Raw genomic sequence first — 26,154 nt, 5'->3', positions numbered from 1 at the left:
GCAATTCAAATGGGGTGAGGTCACTTCAGATGGAAGCATCACTGTAGCGGGCGAGCTGTCGCCTGTATCGAGCGAGCTGTCGCCGTGCCTCGACCTGACCTGTGTCTTGACACGGCGCTGGTCACAGCGTTTGACTGAGATGCAAGCTCGAGTTGATTCGCCGGACTGTGTCCCGGGAGGTTGACCTATGCGCGGCAATGGAATTGCAGGCAAGGCTTTCTCAAACGAGGGCTGTAGACGTGGAGCACGGTCTCATCGCGGGACCGTCTCGGTTCTGGCTTTGGTTGGGGTGTGCGTACTTTCGTTTGCCACCACTCAGATGGCCGGCGCGCAACCGGTTGCAGAGAATGTCGATACCGGGTTCGTGATCCCTTTTGCCGGGGCACCGGTCTACGAGAGCGTCGCGCCCACGCAGATGACTACTCCGGATCAACTCAACCAGCCGCTCGGTCAGCAGACTGCGGAAGAGATTGCCGCGCAGATCGGACTCGAGCCCGCTGACGCTTTGACCGAGGAGCAGTATCGCGACCTCATGGCCGGCGGTGGGGTCGGCGGAAATCGCGAGGACGCCGCGGTGATCGACGAATGCGCTCGGATTCTCACCAATACGAACGGGCGGCCCCTCTATTCCGGCACTACGCCGTCGGTTCTGGCCAGTTACGGGTTGTACGTGAATCCCGACGGATTGCTGGAGAGTCCGGCCAACGCGGATGCGCCGACGCGACAGGTGAATACGCTGATCGCCCCTGGCGGTTTCGTGGGCACCTGGTTGCGCAACAACGGTGCGACGCACACTCTGATTGCGCTCTATCAGTCGGCATACACGGTGCAGGCAGTCTACGGATTTGCAGCGCAACAGATTTCGGGAGCAGCGCAGCTGGTGACCAACACCAAAGGCAATGTGAGTTCGGAAGTCGGCATGTCGATGGCGCCGCCGCTCTGGATAGTGAACTTCGCACTGCTCTACATCTTGAAGCCGTCACTGGCGGCGGCCATGCCTGCGAACTGGGCTCCCATTCCGCCGGCCGTTGCCGACGCCGTGAAGGCGAGTCCCACCGGTCAAGTCGCTTTCAGTGACTACGCGTCCTATTTCGAGTGATCGGTCTGCCGGACAGCGCTGACGAACTTCTCGATCAACGTGTGGTCCTTGACGCCGCGGGAGGATTCGACGCCGCTGGAGACGTCGACGCCCCAGGCGCCGGTGGCATCGAGTGCGTCGCGAACGTTGTCCGGGGACAGTCCGCCCGCCAGGATCCACTGGCCTTGCGGGCGCGATTGCTGTTGGGCCCAGTTCCACGGCACCCCTGATCCGGCGTCTGCGCCGTCGATCAGGAGTTCGTCCTCGCCGAGGTCGAGATTGTAACCGTCGCGGACGTTGCTGGAGACGACCGCGCGGATGACGGTGAGGCCGGCATCGTGCAGCCGCTGCACTTGCTCGGCGTCGACAAGATCGTGAACCTGTACGGTGCGAAGCCCGGTGATCTTCGCGATCTCGAGGATCTGTCCGATCGGGTTGCCGAGAAAGACTCCGATTGCACGGATGTGATCGGGAACTCGCGCGAGCAGAGCGACTGCGAGTGTGGGGTCGACTTTGCGGACGCTCTCGGCGAAGACGAAACCGATGGCGTCGACGCCCAGGCCCACCGTGAGGTCGACCGTGTCAACGTCGCGTAGGCCACAGACCTTGATGAATGTCACCTGATACAGAGTACTAGCGTCGTCGTCTAGCCTCGTGCGTGCGACATTTCTACGCGCGAGAGGCTTGACGTGGACTGGCTCTACCGAATCAGTTTGATCTCGGGACCGCTGCCGGTGATCCTGACTGTCCTTGGGGTCCTGGGTGGTGTGTGGCTGCTCGGTTCGAACGTGCGCTGGTACTACCGCAGAGCGGTGCCGATCGCGGGGCTGATTGCACTGGTGATCATGATCGCCGTGTGGATCACCGTCGAAAAGGTGATCGTGCCGTTCCCCGATCCCATCGAGATGTCGATCTACGTGTGGATCGGAATCGGTATCTACGCGTTGCTACTTCTCGGGCCGCGAATCAAGGCGGGCGGAACCGTCGCGAAAGCGCTCCTGTCCGTGATCGCGACGGTTCTGGTCGTCATCACTGCCGCGACGCAGATCAATCTGGTTTTCGCCGCGTATCCGACTGTGGGAATTGCGTTCGGACACGACGATTTCGACCGCATCTCACTCAGTGAAGTTCCCGGTCCGACCGATCCTGTTGTCACCGGCGATCCCACCGACACTGTGTGGAAAGCGCCGGAGGGCATGCCGATTCGCGGACGGGTCACGACTTTGCCTGTCCCCGGGACGATTTCAGGATTCTCCGCGCGCGACGCGCAGGTGTATCTGCCGCCGTCGTACTTCACCAATCCGCGTCCGCTTCTTCCCGTGCTCGTGCTCATGGCAGGTCAGCCTGGCAAGCCCGAGGACTGGCTCCAGGGCGGAAAGCTGACCGCGACAATGGACGCTTTTGCACGGGATCACGAGGGGTTGGCTCCAGTCGTCGTGATAGCCGATGGAACAGGGTCGCAGATGGCCAATCCGCTGTGCACCGATTCGTCACAGGGCAAGGTCGGCACGTATCTGGCAAAGGACTTGCCCGCTGCGGTGGCGAATGCGTTCCAGATCGACACGAATCCGCGAGCGTGGGCAATCGGCGGGCTCTCCTACGGTGGCACCTGCTCACTGCAGATGGCGACCAATTACCCCGAGGTGTACCCGACATTCCTCGATCTGTCCGGTCAATTGGAGCCTTCGCTCGGTGACCGACAGCGAACCGTCGACGAGATATTCGGCGGCGACGAAGCGGCGTTCGTGAAGGTGAATCCGATGGACCTGCTGGCGACTCGGAAGTTCCCGAACTCGGGCGGAGTGTTCGTCGTCGGAACAGATGACAATGAGTTCAAGCCCGGTCAGCAAAAGGTGTACGAAGCGGCCAAAGCGGCCGGAATGGACGCCAGGTATCTCGAGCTTCCCGGTGGTCACAGCTTTTCGGTGTGGTCGGCCGGCGTCGAGCAGGAGCTGACGTGGATCTCGCAGCGAATGGGACTGATCAGCTGAATCCTGTTCCGGTTTTGGAACGTGTTCTATATTCGGTGTGTGGCTGTCGTTCGGCAGTCTCTCGATCGTTCACCGACTGGAGTTCAGGCACATGTACGAGTGGTCCGACACCGACCTGATGTTCCGCGACGCCTTGCGGGGCTTTATCGACAAAGAGGTGCGACCTCACGTCGACGAGCTCGAAAGCGGTGCGCTGCCGCCGTTCGACATCATTCGCAAGCTGTACTCGACCTTCGGTCTGGCCGACATGGCACGCGAGGGCCTCGAGAAGTCGCTGGCACGCGAGCGCGGCGATGCGCCCTCCGGTGACGGTGAGAAGTCGAGCGCCTTCAGCGGCGCCGGCAGCATGGGCGTCGTGCTCAACAGCGAATTGGCCGGAGTCAGCCTCGGCCTGGTCGCATCGTTGGGTGTCAGCCTCGGATTGGCCGCCGGAACTATCCGCAGCCGCGGCACACTCGCGCAGAAGGAACGCTGGCTCCCCGGCCTGGTGACATTCGAGACCGTCGGCGCCTGGGCGATCACCGAACCGGACTCCGGCTCGGATGCCTTCGGCGGCATGAAGTCCTACGTACGCCGCGACGGCGACGACTACATTCTCAACGGCAACAAGACCTTCATCACCAACGGTCCGTACGCCGACGTGATGATCGTGTACGCAAAGCTCGACGAGGGCGATGCGTCGGTTGATCGTCGCGATCGCAAGGTGCTCGCCTTCATCCTCGACAAGGGCATGGAGGGTCTCACCCAGAGCCCGCCGTTCAAGAAGATGGGCATGAACTCCTCACCCACAGGTGAGCTGTTCTTCGACAACGTCCGCATCACCAAGGACCGTCTGCTCGGCGAGACCGAGGACAGCGGAAAGTCGGACGGCAAATCCAGCGCCAAGGAGAGCTTCGCCGCCGAACGCATCGGCATCGCGTCGCTCTCACTGGGCATCATCAACGAATGCCACCGTCTGAGCATCGAATACGCGAAGTCCCGCAAACTGTGGGGACGTGAGATCGGGCAGTTCCAGCTCATCCAGCTCAAGCTCGCCGAGATGGAGGTCGCTCGAATCAACGTGCAGAACATGGTCTTCAATGCGATCGAGCGCACCGCAGCCGGAGACAAAGTGAGCCTGGCGGAGGCGTCGGCGATGAAGCTGTACTCCTCGCGCGCAGCGACCGAGGTAGCAATGGAAGCCGTGCAGCTGTTCGGTGGAAACGGCTACATGGCCGAGTACCGAGTCGAGCAGTTGGCGCGTGATGCCAAGTCGCTCATGATCTATGCGGGCAGCAACGAAATTCAGGTCACCCATATCGCCAAGGGTCTCTTGGGCTGACACCGGTACGTTTTCGCTTGTCGGTCGATCGCAGCAGGAACCAGATAGTCTTGCTGCGGTCGGCGACACCGCGCCGACGGATCGGAGTAAGCAGTGAACGCGTCAGATCCCATTGCGTCAGATTTCACTGCGCCGGATCCCACCAATGTTCATCCGATGGCCGGGCAACCGCGAGTGGTGTTGCTGAGGCCGTTGATCGACAACCCGTTGATCGAGGTAGGGGAGTACACCTACTACGACGATCCGGAGTTCGCCGAAGAGTTCGAGACTCGAAACGTGTTGCATCACTACGGTCCCGACAAACTGGTGATCGGAAAGTTCTGCGCCCTGGCCACCGGTGTCACCTTCATCATGAACGGCGCGAACCATCGTATGAACGGTGTCTCCACCTACCCGTTTCCGATCATGGGCGGTGATTGGGCCAGGCACATGGATTTGGTGCAGGATTTGCCGTCGCGCGGTGACACCGTCGTGGGGAACGACGTGTGGTTCGGCGGGAACGTGACAGTCATGCCCGGTGTCCGGATCGGTCACGGGTCGATCGTGTCCACTGGCGCCGTCGTAACGCGCGACGTCCCGGACTACGCAATTGTCGGCGGCAACCCGGCAACGGAGATCAAGCGCCGCTTCAGTGCCGAAGACATCGAGAAGTTGGTGCGAATTGCGTGGTGGGACTGGCCGATCGAGAAGATCACCCGCCACGTCCGGGTGATCTCGGACGGGAGTGTCACGGAACTCGAAGCGGTCGAGTGATCTACCGATCTGCTAGTTCGATCGAGTGAGCGAGTAGTTCCGGACATAAAGCAGGGCGGCCGCGAGAAGGCCGACGGCAAGACCTGTTGCGGTGAAGGTGATCAGGTTCGGCTCGAGGTCGAAGTGGATGATGGTCGATTCGGGGTAGGGCTTCCGCGGGTCACGAGGTTCGGGAAGGACCACCGAATAGAAGGTGGGCGGCCAGATTTTTCCGACAACGGCGACCGCAAGTCCGTAGGCCGCTCCGAAGATCGAAAGTGCAAGCGGAAGAACAAATCTTCGCCCACCTGCGTCGCGGGACAGGTGCCATCCCGTCGCGTTCAGTATCGCCGACACGGCAATGGCGACAGCCGTTCCGACAATCAGGAACCACGCAGTTGCGGGGAACCAATGAGGGGCGTCGACGTAGCTGTAGCCTTCGACAACCCACATGTATCCGGTCTTGCCGTCCTCCGCCGGCGGCGGTGGCGGAGGTTGGATGCCGATATGTTCTGTTCGCATAGATGGCGTGGCGAATCGCCAGGCGAGCACTCCGAGGTAGCTCAACAGCAATCCGGTCGCTATGAAAACGGCGAAGAGTGGTTCTGAAGCGCGGTTGCGAAGCGTCGTGAGTCGCATTCGAGGATCGTCTCATCTCGGCCCGAGATTACGAGTCTTTTGTCGGTGGCTTGCATTAGCTTGTGCGCATGACTCTCACACTCGGCATGATCACCTTCGACAGTCTCGATCCCGGTCCGCTCGCAACGTGGTGGGCAGCGCAGTTGGGCGGAAACATCGTCGAGGAGAACGACGGTTGGTTCTACATCGTCTCGGTCCCGGACAGCGCCACAAATTTCGCTTTCCAGAAGGTCCCGGATCCCACGGCCGGGAAGAACCGTATCCACCTCGATCTGGGGAGTCCGGATCTCGACGCCGAGGTGGCGCGACTCGTCGAGGCCGGGGCAACTGAGCACCACCGCGAGAACATGGACGGTTTCCGCTGGGTGACGCTCCTCGATCCTGATGGGAACCAGTTCTGCGTGTCCGGTCCGCACGCCTGAGCTGACCAGTCCTGTGCCCGCTTGATTCGCGCCCACTGAATTCGCGCCCGCTGATATCGCGGACACCTGTTCGGGCATGATGAGGGGCATGACTTCTCAGACTTCTCGGACGTCTCAGGCCGGGGCGGCTTCTCTGACCGGGGCCGACGCAGACGGCTTGTGCAGCTTCGTCGATTCGTCACCGTCGCCGTTCCATGTGTGCGCGACGGTGGCGACCGAGCTGACGGCCGGCGGGTTCGTCGAAGTCCACGAAACGCAGTCGTGGCCAGCCGAGCCCGGACGGTACTTCCTCGTGCGAGGCGGTTCGCTGATCGCCTGGAGCACCGAGGGTGTGGGAAGTACCGCTCCGTTCCGGATTGTCGGAGGTCATACCGACAGCCCGAACCTGCGGGTCAAACAGCATCCCGACCTCACTTCGGCCGGGTGGCAGATGGTAGGCCTCGAACCGTACGGCGGTGCGTGGCTGAACTCGTGGCTCGACCGCGATCTCGGTATCTCCGGACGATTGAGTGTCCGGGTGGGAAACACTGTGGAGCAGAAGCTGGTTCGCATTGACGACCCGATTCTTCGTGTTCCGCAGCTGGCTATCCACCTGTCCGAAGATCGCAAGGGCGTGACGCTGGATCCGCAGCGGCACGTCAACGGAATCTGGGGAGTGGGTTCGAAGCCCAAGTCTTTCATCCGTTTTGTCGCCGAGCGTGCGGGTGTGGCCGCGTCGTCGGTTCTCGGCTGGGAGTTGATGACACACGACCTCGCGCCCAGCGCAGTGGTGGGGGTGGACAAGGAATTGGTCAGCGCCCCTCGGCTCGACAATCAGGGCACGTGTTATGCAGGGACACAAGCACTTCTGGCAGCGGCTGAGTCGCCGGGTCAGCAGGTCCCGGTGCTCGCACTCTTCGATCATGAAGAGGTCGGCAGCATGTCCGATCGCGGAGCTTTCTCGGACCTGCTGAACACCGTGCTCGAGCGGATCGTGTTGGGACGCGGTGGTGGCCGCGAAGAATTCCTGCAGGCGATGGCCGGCTCGGTATGCGCGTCGGGCGACATGGCACACGCGACGCACCCCAATTACCCGGACCGCCACGAGCCCGCTCATCGGATCGAGATCAACGGTGGGCCGGTACTCAAGGTGAACCAGAATCTGCGCTACGCCACCGATGCGGCCGGTGCCGGCGAATTCGCGCTCGCGTGCGATCAGGCGGGAGTGCCGATGCAGCGCTACGTCCACCGCGCAGATTTGCCGTGCGGCTCCACCATCGGACCGATCACGGCATCACGCACCGGACTGTCCACCGTCGACGTCGGCGCGCCTCAGCTCGCGATGCACTCTGCCCGCGAGCTGATGGGCGCGGCAGATGTCCGCATGTATGCCGACGCGCTCGGAGCGTTCCTCACGCCGCGTAGTTAGAGGGCGCGTAGTCAAAGTGCAGGGAGCCCAGTGGGCGTAGAGGGCGCAGTCGGTAGATCCTCGAAGAAGTCGGCGCTCGGTGTGAAGAACATCGAGCCCGTCACGGCCGTCGAGAAATCGAGCAGACGGTCGTAATTGCCGCGAGGGTTGCCGAGAAACATGTTCTCGAGCATCCGTTCGGTGATCGCCGGCGTGCGGCAGTAGCCGATGAAGAAGGTGCCGATCTCGTCATCACCGAGGCGCCCGTACGGCATGTTGGCACGCAGGATCTCGAGAGCCTTGCCGTTCTCGTCCTTGATTGCGTTGAGGGCTACGTGCGAGTTGGACGGCTTCACGTCGGACGTCATTTCGATGTCCTCGAGCTTGCTGCGTCCGATCACACGTTCCTGCTCGTCGACGGTGATTGCTTCCCAGTCCCGCATCTTGTGGACGTAGCGCTGGATATGGACGTAGCTTCCTCCGGTGAACGCAGGATCTTCGTCTCCGACAGTCACGGCGGCGACGGCGTCGCGGCCCACCGGATTTTCGGTGCCGTCGACGAAGCCGATGAGGTCTCGGTTCTCGAAGTACTGGAAGCCGTGAACCTCGTCGACCACCGTGGCTGCTCCGTGCAGTCGCTTCGTGATCTGCCGAGCCACCTCGAAACACGCATCCATGCTCATCGCGCGGATGTGGAAGAGCAGATCGCCGGGAGTCGACGGCGCCGAGTGAACGTCACCCTGTAGAGCGGCGAACGGGTGCAGTAGCGCGGGGCGCGGACCGGCGAACAGTCGATCCCAAACCGACGAACCGATGCTTGTCACCACATCCAAACCTGATCCGGGGACGCGCAGCCCCACAGCGCGCTGCAGGCCGGCGACGTCGGCGAGTAGTTCTCGTGTGGTGTTCTCACCACCCGGATTTACGGTCGCGACCAGGAAAATTGCAGCCGGAGTGAGGGGAGTGATCACCGACTGGGACTGTGCCGTGAGGTCGGACTGACGAACATCCTGGGGCATGCGAGGCCTTTCGAGGGAGAGAGTGGGCCGGCCCTGACTTTAAGAAAACCGACCGGATCACCCAAACCGGGGCGGGTGTGACGGGCGATACTTCGCAGGCCCGGAGGTGTTGCGGGTGCTGCCGTCTGCGGAAGTCGTCGGCCCACACCGATAGACTGTCCCCCGGCACGTTCTTTCGTTGGGCACATTCGTGGTGTCCCGCTCCGCGCCGGCTTGCCTCTTGACTCCCGTAGGGAAGGGACCACTCTCCAGTGTCTGCTCACCAGGTCGATACCGTCACGCACGCATCGGCTGATCCCGATGCCGCTCAGCCGTTCAAGGAGCTCGGTCTCAAGGACGACGAATACGCACGCATCAAGGAGATCCTGGGCCGCCGTCCCACGGACGCCGAACTGGCGATGTACTCGGTGATGTGGAGCGAGCACTGCTCGTACAAGTCCTCGAAGGTCCACCTCGGATACTTCGGCAAGACCACCACCGACGAGATGCGCGCCAACATGCTGGCCGGTATCGGTGAGAACGCCGGCGTCGTCGACATCGGTGACGGCTGGGCAGTCACGTTCAAGGTCGAGAGCCACAACCACCCGTCGTACGTCGAGCCCTACCAGGGTGCGGCGACCGGTGTCGGCGGCATCGTCCGCGACATCATGGCCATGGGTGCTCGTCCGATCGCCGTCATGGATCAGCTTCGGTTCGGTGCTGCTGACGCCCCCGATACCCGTCGCGTCGTCGACGGTGTCGTGCGCGGTGTCGGTGGATACGGAAACTCCCTCGGCCTGCCGAACATCGGCGGCGAGACGGTCTTCGACGAGTCCTATGCAGGTAACCCGCTGGTCAACGCCCTCGCTGCCGGCGTCATGCGCGTCGAGGATCTGCATCTGGCCTTCGCTTCGGGCGCGGGCAACAAGATCATCCTGTTCGGCGCACGCACCGGTCTCGACGGAATCGGCGGCGTCTCGGTCCTCGCGTCGGCGACGTTCGACGACGAGGGTGGAGACACCGGCGGACGTAAGAAGCTGCCCGCGGTTCAGGTCGGCGACCCGTTCACCGAGAAGGTGCTCATCGAGTGCTGTCTCGACCTTTACAAGGCCGGCCTCGTCGTCGGCATCCAGGACCTCGGCGGCGCCGGGCTGTCCTGCGCCACCTCCGAGCTGGCCGCGGCCGGCGACGGCGGCATGCACATCAACCTCGAGAAGGTTCCGATGCGCGCCACCGGCATGACCCCGGCCGAGGTGCTCTCGAGCGAATCGCAGGAGCGCATGTGCGCCGTGGTCACGCCCGAGAACGTCGATGCGTTCATGGAGGTCTGCAAGAAGTGGGACGTCCTGGCCACCGACATCGGCGAGGTCACCGACGGTGAGCACCTCACCATCTCCTGGCACGGCGAGACCGTCGTCGACGTTCCCCCGCGCACCGTCGCGCACGAGGGTCCGGTTTACCACCGCCCCGTCGAGCGTCCGGCAACGCAGGATGCCTTGATCGCGAATACGACCGCCGGACTGAAGCGTCCCGAAACCGACGCCGAGCTCGAAGCGACCCTGCTGAAGATGATCGCCTCGCCTGCCCTGTGCAGCCGCAAGTGGATCACCGAGCAGTACGACCGCTACGTCCGCGGAAACACCGTCCTGGCCGAGAACGCCGACGGCGGTGTCATCCGCATCGACGAGAAGACCGGACGCGGGATCGCACTGTCCACCGACGCTTCGGGCCGCTACACCGCGCTCGACCCGTACACCGGTGCGCAGCTCGCGTTGGCCGAGGCTTTCCGCAACGTGGCAGTCACGGGCGCAACGCCCAAGGCCGTCTCCAACTGCCTGAACTTCGGTTCTCCCGAGGACCCGGGTGTCATGTGGCAGTTCCAGCAGGCCGTTCGCGGCCTTGCCGACGGCTGCGCCACCCTCGGCATCCCCGTCACCGGCGGCAACGTCAGCTTCTACAACCAGACCGGATCCACGGCAATCCTGCCGACGCCGGTGGTTGCCGTCCTCGGTGTGATCGACGACGTTCACCGCCGCATCCCGACGGGCCTCGGACTCGAGCCCGGCGAGACGCTGATCCTGCTCGGCGACACCCACGACGAGTTCGACGGCTCCATCTGGTCGCAGGTCGAGCACGGTCACCTCGGTGGCGTGCCGCCCAAGGTCGACCTCGCCCGTGAGCAACTGCTCGCCGACATTCTGCTCGCCTCTTCGCGTGACGGTCTCGTCACCGCAGCCCACGACCTCTCCGAGGGTGGACTGGCCCAGGCTGTCGTCGAAGCCGCGCTGGCCGGCGAAACCGGTTGCCGCATCCTGATTCCCGAGGGCGCAGATCCGTTCGTGACCTTGTTCTCGGAATCGTCGGGACGTGTCCTCGTTGCAGTTCCGCGTACCGAGGAGACTCGCTTCACCGGTATGTGCACCGCCCGCGGCTTGCCGTGGACGCGTATCGGGGTCGTCGACGAGGGCAGCGACTCCGTCGAGGTCCAGGGACACTTCTCCGTCACGATGGCCAAGCTCCGTGAGGCCTTCGAGGGAACGCTGCCCGCACTGTTCGGGTGATAGATGGTCGATTCCGGAGAACTGACTTCTTCTGACAGCCAGCCGCAGGAACACCACCTGCGGCTGGCTGTTCCCGCACCCCTCGAGAAGCTCGACAACCGCTTCACCGAGTGGGCGTGGGGGCTCCTCAAACTCGACTTCACCGGCATCGCGTTTGCCGCGTTCTTCTTCTGCTGGTCGTTGACCCCTTCGCTGTTGCCGCGCGATTGGCTTTTCCAAGGTCTGATCGGCGGAATCAACTCGGCCATCGGCTACGGCGTCGGTACTGCGATCGGCTGGGCTGTCGAGCGATACCTGCTCAGCGGTCGACGGTGGTGGCCACTGCCCGAGCCGGTGCCTTCCGCGATCAAGGTCTTCGTTCCGGTCGCGTCCATCGTCGCGGCGATCATCATGCTGGTCTACGCGGCCGGGTGGCAACGTGAAATCGCGGCACTGACCGATGCCGAAGGCACGACCACTTCCGGCTACATCCGAACCCTCGGACTGAGCCTGCTCGTCGGTGGCCTGCTCATCTCGATCTGGCGGGTCCTCCACGATCTGGTGAAACTGATTGCCCGACAGCTGATGCGGCGGTTCCACTGGTCACGGTCGGTGGCCAATGGCGTCGGTGTCCTGGTTGTCACCGTCCTGTTCTTCATGCTGGTCGACGGCGTCCTGGTCCGCGGAATCTATGCAGCGACCAACTCGATCTTCAGTCTGCAGAACTCGACCACTCGCGACGGCGTCGTCGAACCGCAGGATCCGATGAAATCGGGTAGCCCCGAATCAGCCGCTCCCTGGGACACATTGGGGTTCGAGGGACGAAACTTCGTCTCGCGCGGACTCGACGCGCAGGAACTCGAAGCGGCAACCGGTAAGCCTGCGATGGATCCGATTCGCGTATATGCCGGACTTGAAAGCGCCGAAGATCCCGAAGAGCGTATGGATCTGGTCATCAAGGAGCTGGAGCGAACCGGCGCCTTCCAACGCAAGGTCCTCGTGGTCATTCCGACGACGGGTACGGGGTGGGTCAATCCCACTGCGGCACAGGCAATCGAACTTGTGCATGACGGCGACACTGCTCTTGTCGCCAGCCAGTACTCGTACCTGCCGAGTTGGATCTCGTTCCTCGCCGACCAGGAGAAGGCGCAAGCTGCCGGACGCCTGTTGATCGAGCGGGTACACGAAAGATGGCTCCAGGAACCGGAAGCCACCAGGCCGAAGTTCATGGTCTACGGCGAGAGCCTCGGCGTCATGGCCGGCGCCGGAGCCTTCGACACACTGCAGGCGGCACGCGATACCGCCGACGGAATTCTGTGGGTGGGCCCGCCGAACGCGACGCAGTTGTGGCGTTCGATCGAGAAGAGGCGCGATCCAGGCACTCCCGAAGTAGCTCCTGTCTACGCGGACGGCTTGGCCGGTGTGCGGTTCGCGGATCGCTCCGAAGACATTCCGACCGACGGGATGACGTGGCCGCAGCCGCGGGTTCTGTTTGTCCAGCACCCTTCCGATCCAGTGGTGTGGTGGTCACCCGACCTCATGTTCAATCGGCCCGAGTGGCTCAAGGAAGTACCCGGTTTCGACCGCTCGCCGTCGATGAAATGGTTCCCGGTCGTGACGTTCTGGCAGGTGTCTGCAGACCTCGGTAACGCCGCGGGAGTTCCCGACGGTCACGGTCACAATTACGGAACCTCCGTTCTGGACGCCTGGATCAGCGTCGCCCAGCCCGAGGGATGGACGGCCGCAGAAACCGAGCGAGTGCGGTCGGCATTGGTTGTCGCCGTGAAATCAGAGGGCCCCGAGAAGTGAGGGGAGTCGCCTCGATCGCGCTCTCCGCTACCGCGATCACCTGGAGCAACGTCGTGCTTCCGGCATTCGGTCTTTCGCCCCGAGCCCGCGCCGTGGTCAACACTGCGGCCGGTCTGTCGGCCATCGGAGTCCTACTCGCACGTGGTTACACCCGCGAGGAACTCGGCTTGGCGCACACCGGCATTCGTGGTGGTGCTCAGTTCGGCGGAGCCGCGGCGGGGGCGGTCCTCACCGGCTACAGCGTCGCTTTGGCCGTTCCGTCCTTGCGCGCGACTCTCGCTGCCGACGAGCGAGCAGACGGCCGCGAAGACTTCCTCGAATGGATCATCCTGCACATCCCGTTCGGGACGGTGCTCTCCGAGGAACTGTTGTTCCGTAGCGCGATGTCGGCCGTCTGGAGCCGCGAACTGAACAGGCCGACCGCGCAGGCTGTTCACGCACTGACCTTCGGGCTGTGGCACGTCGCTCCCGCTCGCGGTGCCGGCGACAACGTTCCCGCAGCAGTGGCGTTCACCGGCGCTTCGGCATTGCTGTTCGAGTGGCTGCACCGCCGTGGCGGCAGCGTACTTGCCCCCGCCCTGCTGCACCTGGCCACGAATGCCGGTGGCGCACTTGCCGTTCGTATCGCTACTCGCAGACAGGGAGTGAACTGATGCCGCCCCGCCGCGCCGTCGACCCCGCCGAATTCCGTGCCGCCGTCCTGGCCGTCGGCCCGTGGCTTCGAGATCCGGAACTGCCGAAGCCTTCGCGCAGTGAACTCGGTGCGGCAGTGAAGATGAGTGCGCGCACTCTCGAACAGATCGCCCCCGGATCGAGCGTCGAGGTGCGGGTCCCACCGTTTGTTGCGGTGCAATGCATCGAAGGTCCGCGTCACACCCGCGGAACCCCGCCCAACGTCGTCGAGACGGACGCTCGGACGTGGTTGCAGATGGTCACCGGATTGCTCGAGTTCTCCGAGGCCTCAGGTGACGGAAGAGTCGACGCCTCAGGTAGCCGCGCTCCCGAAATTGCGCACTGGCTCCCACTGCTGCGGTTGACCTAGCAACAGAGGGGTTGGCGCAGCAACAGAGTGGTTGACGCAGTAACAGTGAGAGACCATCCGGTTCGCTTCGGCGTGATCTGAGAGCCAAGGCAGCCCTCAGGGGAAGTGAGTCCCAAAATGGCCGTAGACTGTGGATGCCCCCCAACCCCTGCCCACAAAGGGAGCGCCCGGTGACTCGTGCCGATCTGTCGGTCAACAGTCCAAATCTCCTCGCTTCGAACCCGTCCGACGAGGACGAGAACGAGCCCCGCGAAGAATGCGGTGTATTCGGCGTCTGGGCGCCGGGAGAGGATGTGGCGAAGCTCACTTATTACGGCCTGTACGCACTTCAGCACCGTGGTCAAGAAGCTGCCGGCATTGCGGTAGCCGACGGCTCCCAGGTGCTGGTGTTCAAGGATCTCGGCCTGGTCAGCCAGGTATTCGACGAGCAGACCCTCGCAGCGATGCCAGGTCACGTCGCCGTCGGACATTGCCGTTACTCCACCACCGGTTCCACGACGTGGGAGAACGCGCAGCCCATCTTCCGTACGACCACTGCCGGCACCGGCATCGCGCTCGGCCACAACGGCAACCTGGTCAACACCGCTGAACTCGCGAGCCGCACCCGTGCAGCCGGCCTGGTCAACGACAAGCGCCCCAATGCCGCGACTTCCGACTCCGACCTCATCGGTGGTCTCCTGGCACACGCTGCCGGCGACAGCACCATCGAACAGGCCGCAATGGAATTGCTTCCCACGTTGGAGGGCGCGTTCTGCCTCACCTTCATGGACGAGCACACGCTGTATGCAGCGCGCGATCCGCACGGCATCCGCCCGCTCTGCCTCGGTCGACTCGACCGCGGTTGGGTAGTCGCCAGCGAGACGGCAGCCCTCGACATCGTCGGTGCGTCGTTCGTTCGCGACATCGAACCCGGTGAGCTGCTTGCGATCGACGCCGACGGCGTTCGCTCCTCACGTTTCGCGAATCCGACGCCCAAGGGATGTGTCTTCGAGTACGTCTACCTTGCCCGTCCCGACAGCGTCATCGGTGGCCGTTCGGTCCACTCGACCCGCGTCGAGATCGGCCGTCTGCTCGCCAGCGAGCATCCCGCCGAAGGTGACTTGGTCATCCCCGTTCCCGAGTCCGGCACCCCCGCAGCAGTCGGGTACGCACAGGGCTCAGGCATTCCTTACGGCCAGGGTTTGATGAAGAACGCCTACGTGGGCCGTACCTTCATCCAGCCGTCGCAGACGATCCGTCAGCTCGGTATCAGGCTCAAGCTCAACCCGCTCAAGGAAGTCATCCGCGGCAAGCGCCTTGTGGTGGTGGACGATTCGATCGTCCGCGGTAACACCCAGCGTGCGCTCATCCGGATGCTCCGCGAAGCCGGCGCCCTTGAAATTCACGTCCGTATCGCCTCGCCGCCGGTCAAGTGGCCCTGCTTCTACGGCATCGACTTCGCCTCACCGGCCGAATTGATCGCCAACGGCGCGGGCGGACAGGATGCGACGTTCGAGGAGATGCTCGACGGTGTGCGTCGTTCCATCGGAGCGGACACCCTCGGATACATCTCCACCGAGGGCATGATCGCCGCCACCGAGCAGCCGGCCAGCCGTCTGTGCGCCGCGTGCTTCGACGGGACCTACCCGATCGCGCTTCCCAAGGAAACGTCGATCGGCAAGAACGTCCTCGAGGGGATGCTCGAGAGCACCGCAGGTTCGACGGCCACTCGCGACAACGACAATGCGAGCGCGCTCAGCCGCCCCTGAACATCAGAATCGTTGAAATTCGACAGCCGAGAATCTGCCGTCCACAGCATGTGGGCGGCAGATTTTCTGTTCACGACTTTCTGTTCCACGACACGGCATACGTCGTGAGCATCTGGCATAGTGCCCTCCGTGGCGCAACTGAGAATGGATGGGCACCGGGTTCTGGTCGCAGACCTGGTGGGGGACACCATCAAAGCGATCAACGGCTCGATGGTGGCGTACGAGGGTGCGATCACCTTCAAGAACGCCGGAATGGGCGGTGGCGGTGGGTTACGTGCCGCGCTGAAACAGAAGGCGGCAGGTGAATCACTGTCCCTGATGGAAGTCAGCGGTCAAGGCACCGTCTACTTCGCGGTCGACGCCCAGGACATCACGATCATCGAGCTCAACAACGACGCTTTGCACGTCGAAGCCTCGCAATTGCTCGCATTGGTCGGCCAACTGCGAACCGACGTGAAATTTGCCGGTCTCCGCGGCGCAGGTTCCGGACAGGGCTTGTTCACGACGGTCGTCAGCGGCACCGGTCTGGTGGCGGTGCTGTCGAAGGGCGGACCGATCATCGCGCTCGAAGTCAGCCCGCAGTATCCGCTGGTTGCCGATCCCGACGCATTCGTCGCTCACCGTGGCCAGCTGAACCAGAGCTTCGTCACCGACGTCACCTGGCGCTCTGCGATCGGCGGTGGCAGCGGTGAAGCGTTCTCGCTGCGATTCGACGGATCCGGAGTCGTCTACATCCAGCCCGAGGAGCGCTGAACCATGCCGTTGGAATTGGTGAACAGCAAGGTCGTCAAGTCGACCCTCGCGCCGGGCCAGAACGTGCTCGCCCGCACCGGGTCGATGCTCTACTACACCGGTGACGTCCGCTTCATCCCGCACAGCATGGGCGGTGGGCCCGGCGCCATGCCGAACATGGGCGGTATCGCCGGGATGGCCGGCCGCATGATGTCCGGCGAGCATGCACGCATGATGGCGGCCGAGGGAAACGGTGAGGTCTTCTACGGGCATGCCGGCTTGTACGTCGAGGTCATCCACCTCGACGGTTCGTCGATGCTCACGGTCGAAGCCGACCGACTCCTCGCACACGACGGTTACCTCCAGAGTTCGATAGTCGCTCTCACGTCGCAGGGCGGTGTGCGCGGAGCAGTACGCGGCGCCATGACCGGTCAAGGGCTGTTCACGACGCAGTTGCACGGACAGGGAAGCGTCGCGGTCCTCTCGCACGGGGGCGCGATTCCGTTGCAGGTCGGTCCGAACAATCCTCAGGTCGTCGTCGACCCGCAGGCATACGTGTGCCACATCGGTCAGATCAACGTCGACATCTCCGCGAACGTCGGCTGGCGCGAGGCCGTCGGCAAGGGCTCGGGGGAGTCCATCCAGCTGAAGATGACCGGCGCCGGCACCGTTTGGGTCCAGGCGTCCGAGCAGAAGTTCTGAGAGGGCACAGAGCATGGGTATCGAAATTCACAATCCGGCAACTCTGCCCGCCAACGACAACGTCCCGGGCAACGACTACGCCTTCTGCGTCGAGATGGCCGGGCAGCCGTGGTTCACGTCCAAGGGCGCGATGATCGCGTACTACGGAAACATCAACTTCGAGCCGCTCGGGCGCACGAGTATGACGGCGATCGTCGCGGCCAGGTTCTCTTCGCCGCTCTACGCCGACGACTGGGTGCTCGCTCAGGGGCAAGGCAAGTTGATCCTCGGGGACCGCGGATTCAACATCAATTCCTACGACCTCGACGACGGCAACCTCACGATTCGCGCGGCCAATCTCCTCGCCTTCGAGACCAGCCTGGACCTCAAACAATCCATCGTCCCAGGCTTTTTGACGCTACTGGGGACAGGCAAGTTCCTGGCGTCGTCCAATGGCCCGGTCATGTTCGCGGAGCCGCCGCTGCGCATCGACCCGCAGGCGTTGGTGGGTTGGGCCGACTGCCCGTCGCCGTCCCACCACTTCGATGCCGACTGGATGCAGAGCTTCCTGGGCGCGGTTCGCGGAAGCATGTTCGGCGCGAACACCGGCGAAGAACGCCAGTTCGATTTCACCGGAGCCGGGACGGTACTGATCCAGTCGAGCGAGAAGGTCGTCCACGACGGACACCTCCTCAAACACATCGAATCCGAGACCGTCGCACTCGGGCAGAACAGTCTGCGCGCACTGCACGCCTCGATCGGTGCGCGGCTGCAGAACTGACGTCTCGGGGTACGCGAGGTCTCACCGAGGGGGCAGGTCCGGTAGCGTATGGGCGTAATCGTCGGTATTTGTGTGCGCGCTCTGGGTCTCGAGTCGAACGATCCATCTCGCGTCACGAGGATTGCAAACACTTCACATTGCAAGACCACTTACCTGTGCACGAGCAATACGTGCTCGCGAGAAATACAAGGCTGGAGTAGTAACCCGATGACCGAGGACAGTCACCGCACCGCAGGCGCCTCCTACGCGGCAGCAGGAGTCGATATCGCCGCAGGCGACCGGGCGGTGGAACTCTTCGCCCCTCTGGCCAAGAAGGCCAGCCGCCCCGAGGTCATGGGTGGCCTCGGTGGTTTCGCCGGCTTGTTCTCCCTCAAGGGTGACTACAAGGAGCCGTTGCTCGCCGCATCGACCGACGGCGTCGGAACCAAGCTCGCTGTCGCGCAGGCGATGGACAAGCACGACACGGTCGGACTCGACCTCGTCGCCATGGTTGTCGACGACCTCGTCGTCTGTGGCGCCGAGCCGCTGTTCCTCCAGGACTACATCGCCGTCGGCCGGGTCATCCCCGAGCGCGTCGCGGAATTGGTCAGCGGAATCGCCGAGGGCTGCATCCAGGCCGGCTGCGCTCTCCTCGGCGGCGAGACCGCCGAGCACCCCGGCATCATGGCCGACGGTGACTACGACCTCTCCGCCACCGGTGTCGGCGTCGTGGAGGCAGAGAAGCTGCTCGGACCGGATCGCGTTCGCCCCGGCGACGTCGTCATCGCGATGGGTTCTTCGGGACTGCACTCCAACGGTTACTCACTGGCCCGCAAGGTCCTGCTCGAGATCGACCGCATGAACCTGAGCGCACACGTCGACGAGTTCGGCCGCACGCTCGGTGAGGAGCTGCTCGAGCCCACCAAGATCTACGCCAAGGACTGCCTGGCACTCGCTGCCGAGACCGACGTGCGCACGTTCTGCCACGTCACCGGTGGCGGCCTCGCCAACAACCTCGCGCGCGTCATGCCCAAGGGCTTGGTCGCCGAACTCGATCGCGGAACCTGGAGCCCCGCTCCGGTCTTCGCCATGATCGCGCAACGCGGACGCGTCGAGCGCGCCGAGATGGAGCAGACGTTCAACATGGGCGTCGGCATGGTCGCCGTCGTCGCACCCGAGGACGTCGACCGCGCACTTGCCGTCCTCACCGCACGCCACATCGACTGCTGGACGCTCGGTAGCGTCAAGAAGGCGTCGGACGCCGCTGCAGAGCGTGCGTTCCTGGCCGGAGACCACCCGCGCTTCTAGACCGCAACGCCAGCTGCCCCATCGGAGAGATCCGGTGGGGCAGTTTTGTGTGTCCGTACAAGTAGGCGCGAGGCGGAAAATCGAACGCAAAAATGAGGAAGAGCGATCAGCTCTTCCTCATTTCACGGTCTGCGCGGTGGCAGTGCGCGGTCAACGCCGCCAGTCGTCGTAGTCGTCCTCTCGCGCATGCCCTTCCCTATCGGAAGTCTGGTCCGATCGGACACTGCTCCGATGCGAGTTGGTCGATCCACCTGCGAGCTCTCTTTGCAGGCTGTCGAAATCCGTGGTCGGTACGCTGTATTTCAATTCGCGTGCAACCTTGGTCTGCTTTGCCTTAGCCCGGCCGCGGCCCATGGCTGACCCCCTCGCGCTTTCGCGGGGCGGCCTGGGGAATTTGGCGGCCCCGTTTGAGTGTGTAAGTTTCCTGACACACACTCTAGCGTGGAAAAGTCGCTTCCGCTTCCACGAAGGCCTCACCGCCGTGTCTGATTGCTCTCACTATGGCCGCGAGCTGCCAGGATGCTGAAAGAACTCGTCAGAACTTTGTGAGAACTGCTCAGAAGTTTCCGGGAATTGCGCGAATCGTCCCCACTCGGGCGTCGCCGCCGAAGACCGGAGCGGATGCGAGAGCCGCCAACTCCTCGGTCCACTCGGTGTTCATCCGCTTGAGCAGAGCTGCCGCCAAGGGCAGGAGCGCCCGCTCGTGACCGTCGTCGATCTTGAGGGCGAAAGCGGAACCGTCGGGAAGCGCTCCGGCGTAGATGCCGTCGTATCCGGTCTTGGAGAACAGACCCGGCACGGCGGACATCAGGCGCTGATCGTTGCGGCCGGTGCCCGAGACGAGGAAGGGGTTCTCGCGGACCGCGTCGGCCACAGCTCGTTCGGGTGAGTCGGGCTCAGCCGAGGGCAGGCGTCCGAATGCCCGAGCCAGGTTCGTGAGCGAGAGCGGCACGATCGGGAGACCACAACCGTCGATGCCGAGTTCCTGCTCTTCCTCGCCGCTGAGATCGAAGATCGTCTCCTGGATCGCGAGTTGGAGGGGATGAGTCGGCTCCATGTACGTCTCGAGCGGCCAGTCGTTCACGACGCACGTGGCGAGCATCGCGGAGTGCTTGCCCGAGCAGGTCATGTAGATCGGGCTGGGAAGCTCGCCCGCTGCGATCAGTTCGGCTCGGGCCAGTTCGTTGCCCGGCAGATCGGAGGGGCACTGCAACTGGTCGACACCGAGTTGGTAGCGAGCGAGAAGCGCTGCGACCAGTTCGATGTGATCGGCCTCGCCCGCATGTGAGGACGACGCGACGGCCAGCTCTTCCGGACTGGTGGGTGCAAAGCCGTTTCGAAGCGCAGCGACGGCTTGCAGCGGCTTGTTCGCCGAGCGCGGGTAAATGGGTGTGTGAATTTCCCCGAGTCCGACAACGACCTCGCCGTCGGCGCCGAGAATGACGGCCGATCCGCGATGCACGCATTCGCGGAATCCGGAGCGGACCACTTCCACCAATTCGATACTCACGAGTGCACCTGCGCTTCTGCTTGTTCGATGAACCTCTGGACGCGCGCGGTGACGTTCGGTGCAAGGTCGGTGTGTTCTGCGAGCAGCCGTCGAAGCCGCTCAGGGTCCGTTCCGGCGAAGACCTCTCGAACAGTCACTCCGTGATCCGGTACGTGGACTCGGGTGACCGAATCGCCCGCGGCGATCGTGCCGGTCCGGTTGACGCGAAGGTAGGCGCCGACGTCGGTCCGCTCGGTGAATCTTTTGACCCAGCCCTTTTCCGCGGCCCAGATGCCGAAGGTGCCGCACGGGACGCGGGGAGCAGTCACCTCGAGTTCGAGAACGTCCGACGCCTCGGCTCCGGTGATGTGCCAACGCTCGCCGATCACGGCGTCCGTGACGAGCATCCCGCTGATGTGAAGATTCTCGCCGAACCATCCGGGGCCGAGAGGTCGGCCCAATTCGTCCGACCAGCGCTGCGCTTCGTCGCGCTGATACGCGTAGACAGCTTGGAAGGCGCCGCCGTGGAACTCGGTGTCGCAGACGTAGTCGCCACCCAGACCGAGTCGGCCGACCGCGACGCGGCCGTCGACGGGACGCTTGTCGATCGCGGTACGGGGGACTCGCCTGACGCCACTGTCACGTTCGGTGTGGACGACGCAGACCGCGTCGACCATGCCCGTCACTTTCCGCGCAATCGGTTGACAGCCTCACGTCCGGCCTGGGGTGCGTCGTCCGCCACGATCGAATCCGGATCGATGGACGCAGCGCTGGGGCCGGCCATCAGTTCGGTGTCGACCGGGATGTTGCGCTTGATCAGAGCGAGTGCGATGGGGCCGAGCTCGTGATGATTGACGACGGTCCCGACGCGTCCGACGGCCCGTCCGCCCGCCGTGATCGGGTCACCCGGTTCCGGGACGGCTTCGGCGCTGCCGTCGAGGTGCAACATGACGAGATGGCGCGGGGGCTTGCCGAGATTGTGAACTCGGGCGACGGTTTCCTGACCGCGGTAGCACCCCTTGTCGAGGTGGACGGCGCCGTGCTCGGCCGGCCCACCGATCCAGTGGACCTCGTGCGGGATGGTCCGTTCGTCGGTGTCCAGTCCGAGGCGAGGCCTCGTCGCTTCGACGCGCAGTGCCTCGAAGGCCCAACTGCCGGCGGGCTTGGCGCCGGCATCGGTCAGCCTGGTCCACCACGCTGCCAGTTGCTCACGTGGGACGAGAAGGTCGAAAGAGTTCTCGGTAGGCCACGGCATGCGGCGGACAAATCCGCCGTCGGCCAAGGCGTGAGCGTCGTAGGCCTCGGTGGGTGTCTGAACCTCGAGTGCGGCGAGGACAGTTGACGCTTCGGGTCCGATCAGGCTCAGGACCGCGAGTTCGTTGCCGTCTCGAGGTTCGGCCTTGGACCAGAACACCATCTTCTTCAAGAAGGAGAGAAGGTCGGGTCCGCGGTTCGCCTCGGTGTCGATCCAGGTGACACCTGCCAGGTCCGTCTGCACGAAGTGGTGCTCGACGCGTCCGTTGACGTCCAGGCTCAAGTTCTCGGCGCTCCTGCCGTCGGGGAGCGCGGCGATGTGCTGGCTCGAGATCGTGTGCAACCAGGTGAGGCGTTCGTCGCCGGGAATGGCGATCACGAATCTGTGACTGCGGTCGACCACCACTGCTGCGCGCTGCGCGGTTCGCTGTTCACCGAGGGGATCGCCGTAGTGCCACGCGACACCGATGTCGGCCGAACCGTCCGGTGCGGTGACCGCGCCGGGGGAAGTCAGAAGTGGGCTGTTGGGCACAAGAGCGTTGTCGACCACGAGACCAGTCTAGGAGTGTGGGCGGGATCGCGGTTACAGGGCGGCCCCGGCGGCTTGGCGGATCGTTAGGGTTGATGGCATGCCTGATCGCGTATTGGTGACTCTCGACCATGAGGTGCTCGATGCTGACGCACCGTTTCTGCACGCCGACGACCTGGCGGTGGTGCGCGGCGACGGAGTCTTCGAGACGCTGTTGGTACGCGACGGCCGCGCCCGGGTGGTCGAGGGACACCTGAGTCGACTGGTTCTGAGCGCGCGGGCACTCGGTCTGCCCGCTCCCGTTCTCGATGATTGGCGTCTGGCGATCGAGATGGCTGCCGAGGAGTGGGGGACCGAGAAGGAAGGCGCTCTTCGTCTTGTTCTGACCCGCGGCCGTGAGAGCGGTGACAAGCCGACAGCCTTCGTGATGGTCGGTCCGGTGGCCGATCGGGTCAGACAGGTCCGCGAATCGGGGTTGTCGGTGATGACTCTCGAGCGAGGTTTCTCTGTCGATCTCTCTGCCCGGGCACCCTGGCAGCTACTGGGCGCGAAGACGTTGTCGTACGCAACCAACATGGCAGCGCTTCGATATGCGGCGAATTTGGGTGCTGACGATGTGATCTTCGTCAGTTCCGAGGGCAATGTGTTGGAGGGGCCACGCTCGACGGTGGTGATCGTTCGGGACAGGACTTTGATCACACCGCCTCCCGCACAGGGCATTTTGATGGGCACTACGCAGCGCGCCCTGTTCGACGTTGCCGGCAGTGCTCGCTTCGATTGCCGATACGAAACCCTCCGACCTGCGGATTTGATTGCGGCCGACGGAGTGTGGATGGTTTCGAGCGTCACGCTGGCCGCACGCGTCCATACACTCGACGGGCTCACATTGCCAGAGCCGAAGGTCTCCGGGGAATTCGCGGAATTGGTTGAACGTGCAATTGATTCGGATTCAGCAGGGCGATAGGCGAATAGGAATCGCGACAGGTCTCTACTACATTTGGTAGTAGCAAAGTCCTGCGGTCCAAACCGGACAGCAGTACCGTGTCCGCAGGGGCCGAGCGACTGCCCGCGTCTCGAACCCCGAAGCCTGTCCCAGGGCCCTACTCTCGGAGTAGCCAATGGATACTTTGGACGTCTCCAGGTGGCAGTTCGGTATCACTACCGTCTACCACTTCATCCTTGTTCCGCTGACCATCGGACTTGCGCCGATGATCGCGATCATGCAGACGATGTGGGTGGTCACCAAAAAGGACCACTGGTATCGGCTCACCAAGTTCTTCGGCAAGCTTTTCCTCATCAACTTCGCACTCGGTGTAGCCACCGGCATCGTGCAGGAGTTCCAGTTCGGCATGAACTGGAGCGAGTACTCGCGATTCGTCGGTGACGTCTTCGGAGCTCCGCTCGCATTGGAAGGCCTCGTCGCCTTCTTCATGGAGTCCGTCTTCATCGGACTCTGGATCTTCGGTTGGGGCAGGCTGCCCAAACTTGTACACCTGGCGTGCATTTGGCTCGTGGCGATCGGCGTCAACGCGTCGGCATTCTTCATCATCGCGGCCAACTCGTTCATGCAGCATCCGGTCGGTGCGACGTACAACCCTGAAACGGGTCGTGCCGAGCTCACCAGTATCTGGGAGCTGCTGACCAACAACACCGCTCTCGCTGCCTTCCCGCACGCGGTTGCCGGCGCCTTCCTGACAGCGGCGACGTTCGTCGCCGGCATCAGTGGTTGGTGGATGGTGCGGAACATGCGCCGCGCCAAGCAGGCTGAGGCCGCCGAAGCCGAGCGCCTCGAAGCCGACGCACGGACGATGTACCGCCCGGCAACACGATTCGCGTTGCTCGTCATGATCGTGGCCGGAATCGGCATCATCTATACCGGTGACGTCCAAGGCAAGCTCATGTTCCAGCAGCAACCCATGAAGATGGCGTCGGCGGAATCGCTGTGCGACACCGAGATGGATCCGGACTTCTCGATCCTCACTATCGGCACTCACAACAACTGTGACAGCGTGACGCACGTTCTGAAGGTGCCGTTCGTTCTTCCATGGTTGGCCGAGGGCAAGTTCACCGGCGTCGAACTGCAAGGCGTGAACCAACTGCAGGAGCAGGCGGAGCAGGACTTCGGACCGGGTAACTACCGACCGAATCTCTTTGTCACGTACTGGTCTTTCCGCGCCATGATCGGCCTCGCCGCCGGTTCGGCAGCACTGGCTCTCGCGGGACTGTGGGTCACTCGTAAGGGGCGGGTCCCGGACCAGAAGTGGTTCGGAATACTCAGCCTGGTCGCGATCCCCACTCCGTTCATGGCGAACAGCGCCGGTTGGATCTTCACCGAGATGGGCCGTCAGCCCTGGGTGGTGCATCCCAACCCGACCGGCGTCGACATGATCAGACTTACTGTCGACCAAGGTGTTTCGGACCACGCGTCGGCTACCGTCTGGGCTTCGCTGATCACCTTCACCCTGCTGTACGGAGCGCTGGGAGTCGTCTGGTTCAAGCTGATCGTGCGGTACGCGAAGGAAGGCCCGTTGGAGCACGACATGCATCCGCCGGGCGATACAGATCATGACGAGCCGGAAGATCCGGACAAGCCCAAACAACTGTCGTTCGCGTACTAGGAGGCGATCATGGGACTTCAAGAAGTATGGTTCGTGCTCGTCGCAGTACTGTTCATCGGTTACTTCGTCCTCGAAGGGTTCGACTTCGGTGTCGGAATGCTCATGCCGATCGTCGGCAGAGGCAGTGACCTCCCGGCCGATACGCGTCGACGGGTAGCGCTCAACACGATCGGCCCGGTGTGGGACGGCAACGAAGTGTGGCTGATCACCGCCGGTGGCGCGATGTTCGCGGCATTCCCGGAGTGGTACGCGACGTTGTTCTCCGGGTTCTATCTACCGCTGCTGATCATCCTGGTGGCCTTGATCGTTCGTATCTGTGCCATCGAATGGCGAAGCAAGATCGACGACGACAAATGGCGTCAGCGTTGCGACTGGGGCATCATCTTCGGCTCCTGGGTCCCGGCAGTTCTCTGGGGCGTGGCTTTCGCGAACATCGTTCGGGGCGTGGCGATCAACGCCGACAAGCAGGTCGAGTCGGGATTCTTCGATCTGCTCAATCCGTACGCGCTGCTCGGCGGTCTGACCACCGCGCTGGTGTTCGCTCTCCACGGTGCAGTGTTCCTGGCACTCAAGAGTGCCGACGAGGTTCGTGAAGATGCCGTGAAAATTGCTGCACGACTGGCAATTCCAGCTATTCCTGTTGCCGGCGGATTCGTTCTGTGGACGCAACTCGCCTACGGCAAGGGATGGACGTGGATTCTGGTAGCTGCCGCTGCTGCGGCACTGATCGGCGTCGTCTTCCTGACGCGGGCCGAGCGCGAAGGCTGGGCCTTCGTTCTCACCTGTGTGGCCGTCATCGCCACCGTCGTGCTGCTGTTCGCCTCGCTGTTCCCGAACGTCATGCCGTCGACGCTGGATCCGGCGTACAGCCTGACCATCGAGAACGCGTCGTCGAGTCCGTACACGCTCAAGGTGATGACGTGGGCCGCGGCATTCATGACGCCGGTGGTGATCATCTACCAGGGTTGGACGTACTGGGTGTTCCGACAGCGCATCTCCTCCAAGCAGATTCCGGCGTCGATCGGTCTGCGATTCAAGGAGAAGACGTGGTAGTCACCAACCTTGAATCACGACAC

At 63.3% G+C, this 26,154-nt stretch carries 25 protein-coding genes; 18 read left to right on the top strand and 7 right to left on the bottom strand.

What is annotated here, in order from left to right; genetic code table 11:
* Positions 1-187 precede the first annotated feature (187 nt).
* Entirely contained in the window at positions 188-1,099 is a 912-nt protein-coding gene (locus tag P0M12_RS06315; RefSeq protein ID WP_158170928.1) for a hypothetical protein, read from the top strand.
* Here P0M12_RS06315 and P0M12_RS06310 read toward each other — a convergent pair.
* Positions 1,087-1,698 (bottom strand): phosphoribosylanthranilate isomerase, encoded by a 612-nt coding sequence (locus tag P0M12_RS06310; RefSeq protein WP_042451422.1) that lies wholly within the window; start codon positions 1,696-1,698, stop codon positions 1,087-1,089. The two genes, P0M12_RS06315 and P0M12_RS06310, sit on opposite strands and share 13 nt — an antisense overlap.
* 69 nt (positions 1,699-1,767) lie before the next feature.
* Between P0M12_RS06310 and P0M12_RS06305 the strand changes: the two genes are divergently transcribed.
* The 3 genes from P0M12_RS06305 to P0M12_RS06295 all read left to right on the top strand — a co-directional run bounded on the left by P0M12_RS06305 (position 1,768) and on the right by P0M12_RS06295 (position 5,143).
* A complete protein-coding gene (locus tag P0M12_RS06305) occupies positions 1,768-3,069 on the top strand; it encodes an alpha/beta hydrolase-fold protein (protein ID WP_047271090.1) in 1,302 nt (433 codons plus the stop codon).
* Between the two features lie 91 nt (positions 3,070-3,160).
* Positions 3,161-4,390: an acyl-CoA dehydrogenase family protein gene (locus P0M12_RS06300; RefSeq protein WP_007733810.1), complete on the top strand. Its 1,230-nt coding sequence runs from the start codon at positions 3,161-3,163 to the stop codon at positions 4,388-4,390.
* A 156-nt stretch (positions 4,391-4,546) separates the two neighbouring features.
* Positions 4,547-5,143 carry a CatB-related O-acetyltransferase gene (locus P0M12_RS06295; RefSeq protein ID WP_158170956.1) on the top strand — a complete coding sequence of 199 codons (597 nt, stop codon included), beginning with the start codon at positions 4,547-4,549 and terminating at the stop codon, positions 5,141-5,143.
* Positions 5,144-5,155: 12 nt separating this feature from the next.
* On the opposite strand, the gene P0M12_RS06290 is transcribed toward P0M12_RS06295, so the two are convergent.
* The gene (locus P0M12_RS06290) at positions 5,156-5,761 is read right to left on the bottom strand and encodes a hypothetical protein (protein WP_158170929.1); all 606 of its coding nucleotides are present in this window, start codon (positions 5,759-5,761) and stop codon (positions 5,156-5,158) included.
* Positions 5,762-5,829: 68 nt separating this feature from the next.
* Between P0M12_RS06290 and P0M12_RS06285 the strand changes: the two genes are divergently transcribed.
* The gene (locus tag P0M12_RS06285) at positions 5,830-6,183 is read left to right on the top strand and encodes a VOC family protein (RefSeq protein ID WP_003939907.1); all 354 of its coding nucleotides are present in this window, start codon (positions 5,830-5,832) and stop codon (positions 6,181-6,183) included.
* An 88-nt stretch (positions 6,184-6,271) separates the two neighbouring features.
* Positions 6,272-7,591 (top strand): M18 family aminopeptidase, encoded by a 1,320-nt coding sequence (locus P0M12_RS06280; protein ID WP_158170930.1) that lies wholly within the window; start codon positions 6,272-6,274, stop codon positions 7,589-7,591.
* Between the two features lie 11 nt (positions 7,592-7,602).
* Here the strand turns inward: P0M12_RS06280 and P0M12_RS06275 are convergent, their stop codons facing one another.
* On the bottom strand, positions 7,603-8,589 hold the full coding sequence (locus P0M12_RS06275) for a Dyp-type peroxidase (RefSeq protein ID WP_158170931.1): 987 nt from the start codon (positions 8,587-8,589) through the stop codon (positions 7,603-7,605).
* A gap of 251 nt (positions 8,590-8,840) precedes the next feature.
* On the opposite strand from P0M12_RS06275, the gene purL reads away from it, so the two are divergent.
* The 9 genes from purL to purM all read left to right on the top strand — a co-directional run bounded on the left by purL (position 8,841) and on the right by purM (position 19,188).
* On the top strand, positions 8,841-11,129 hold the full coding sequence (purL, locus tag P0M12_RS06270) for a phosphoribosylformylglycinamidine synthase subunit PurL (protein ID WP_003940379.1): 2,289 nt from the start codon (positions 8,841-8,843) through the stop codon (positions 11,127-11,129).
* A 3-nt stretch (positions 11,130-11,132) separates the two neighbouring features.
* Entirely contained in the window at positions 11,133-12,917 is a 1,785-nt protein-coding gene (locus P0M12_RS06265; protein ID WP_042922291.1) for an alpha/beta-hydrolase family protein, read from the top strand.
* A complete protein-coding gene (locus P0M12_RS06260; RefSeq protein WP_007733821.1) occupies positions 12,914-13,570 on the top strand; it encodes a CPBP family intramembrane glutamic endopeptidase in 657 nt (218 codons plus the stop codon). Before P0M12_RS06265 ends, P0M12_RS06260 begins: the two co-directional genes overlap by 4 nt.
* Positions 13,570-13,959, top strand: a complete 390-nt coding sequence (locus tag P0M12_RS06255) for a sterol carrier family protein (protein ID WP_007733822.1) — start codon at positions 13,570-13,572, stop codon at positions 13,957-13,959. The genes P0M12_RS06260 and P0M12_RS06255 overlap by 1 nt, the downstream gene beginning before the upstream one ends.
* A gap of 170 nt (positions 13,960-14,129) precedes the next feature.
* Positions 14,130-15,707, top strand: coding sequence for an amidophosphoribosyltransferase (purF, locus tag P0M12_RS06250; RefSeq protein ID WP_003940541.1), 1,578 nt, complete (start codon positions 14,130-14,132; stop codon positions 15,705-15,707).
* A gap of 144 nt (positions 15,708-15,851) precedes the next feature.
* Complete coding sequence (locus tag P0M12_RS06245; protein ID WP_003940441.1) at positions 15,852-16,460, top strand: AIM24 family protein; 609 nt, start codon at positions 15,852-15,854, stop codon at positions 16,458-16,460.
* Between the two features lie 3 nt (positions 16,461-16,463).
* Positions 16,464-17,141, top strand: a complete 678-nt coding sequence (locus tag P0M12_RS06240) for an AIM24 family protein (protein ID WP_003939918.1) — start codon at positions 16,464-16,466, stop codon at positions 17,139-17,141.
* 13 nt (positions 17,142-17,154) lie between these two features.
* A complete protein-coding gene (locus P0M12_RS06235; RefSeq protein ID WP_003939813.1) occupies positions 17,155-17,901 on the top strand; it encodes an AIM24 family protein in 747 nt (248 codons plus the stop codon).
* A gap of 207 nt (positions 17,902-18,108) precedes the next feature.
* The gene (purM, locus tag P0M12_RS06230) at positions 18,109-19,188 is read left to right on the top strand and encodes a phosphoribosylformylglycinamidine cyclo-ligase (protein WP_003940225.1); all 1,080 of its coding nucleotides are present in this window, start codon (positions 18,109-18,111) and stop codon (positions 19,186-19,188) included.
* Positions 19,189-19,338: 150 nt separating this feature from the next.
* Here the strand turns inward: purM and P0M12_RS06225 are convergent, their stop codons facing one another.
* The 4 genes from P0M12_RS06225 to P0M12_RS06210 all read right to left on the bottom strand — a co-directional run bounded on the left by P0M12_RS06225 (position 19,339) and on the right by P0M12_RS06210 (position 22,481).
* Complete coding sequence (locus P0M12_RS06225) at positions 19,339-19,542, bottom strand: DUF3073 domain-containing protein (RefSeq protein ID WP_003940337.1); 204 nt, start codon at positions 19,540-19,542, stop codon at positions 19,339-19,341.
* A gap of 202 nt (positions 19,543-19,744) precedes the next feature.
* The gene (locus P0M12_RS06220; protein ID WP_003940365.1) at positions 19,745-20,698 is read right to left on the bottom strand and encodes an asparaginase; all 954 of its coding nucleotides are present in this window, start codon (positions 20,696-20,698) and stop codon (positions 19,745-19,747) included.
* Entirely contained in the window at positions 20,695-21,354 is a 660-nt protein-coding gene (locus P0M12_RS06215) for an MOSC domain-containing protein (protein ID WP_228401286.1), read from the bottom strand. Before P0M12_RS06215 ends, P0M12_RS06220 begins: the two co-directional genes overlap by 4 nt.
* A gap of 5 nt (positions 21,355-21,359) precedes the next feature.
* Positions 21,360-22,481: a folate-binding protein YgfZ gene (locus P0M12_RS06210; RefSeq protein WP_277377526.1), complete on the bottom strand. Its 1,122-nt coding sequence runs from the start codon at positions 22,479-22,481 to the stop codon at positions 21,360-21,362.
* 79 nt (positions 22,482-22,560) lie between these two features.
* Here P0M12_RS06210 and P0M12_RS06205 point away from each other — a divergent pair, with 79 nt between their 5' ends.
* From P0M12_RS06205 to cydB, 3 genes are all read left to right on the top strand, one after another.
* The gene (locus P0M12_RS06205; RefSeq protein WP_007733829.1) at positions 22,561-23,424 is read left to right on the top strand and encodes an aminodeoxychorismate lyase; all 864 of its coding nucleotides are present in this window, start codon (positions 22,561-22,563) and stop codon (positions 23,422-23,424) included.
* 154 nt (positions 23,425-23,578) lie between these two features.
* On the top strand, positions 23,579-25,078 hold the full coding sequence (locus tag P0M12_RS06200; RefSeq protein ID WP_007733830.1) for a cytochrome ubiquinol oxidase subunit I: 1,500 nt from the start codon (positions 23,579-23,581) through the stop codon (positions 25,076-25,078).
* 9 nt (positions 25,079-25,087) lie between these two features.
* Positions 25,088-26,131, top strand: a complete 1,044-nt coding sequence (gene cydB / locus P0M12_RS06195; RefSeq protein WP_003939727.1) for a cytochrome d ubiquinol oxidase subunit II — start codon at positions 25,088-25,090, stop codon at positions 26,129-26,131.
* Positions 26,132-26,154: the final 23 nt, after the last annotated feature.

Origin of the sequence: Rhodococcus sp. RCBS9 (assembly GCF_029457415.1) — a bacterium.
GTDB lineage: Bacteria > Actinomycetota > Actinomycetes > Mycobacteriales > Mycobacteriaceae > Rhodococcus_F > Rhodococcus_F qingshengii.
This window is presented reverse-complemented; position numbering and strand designations above follow the sequence as displayed.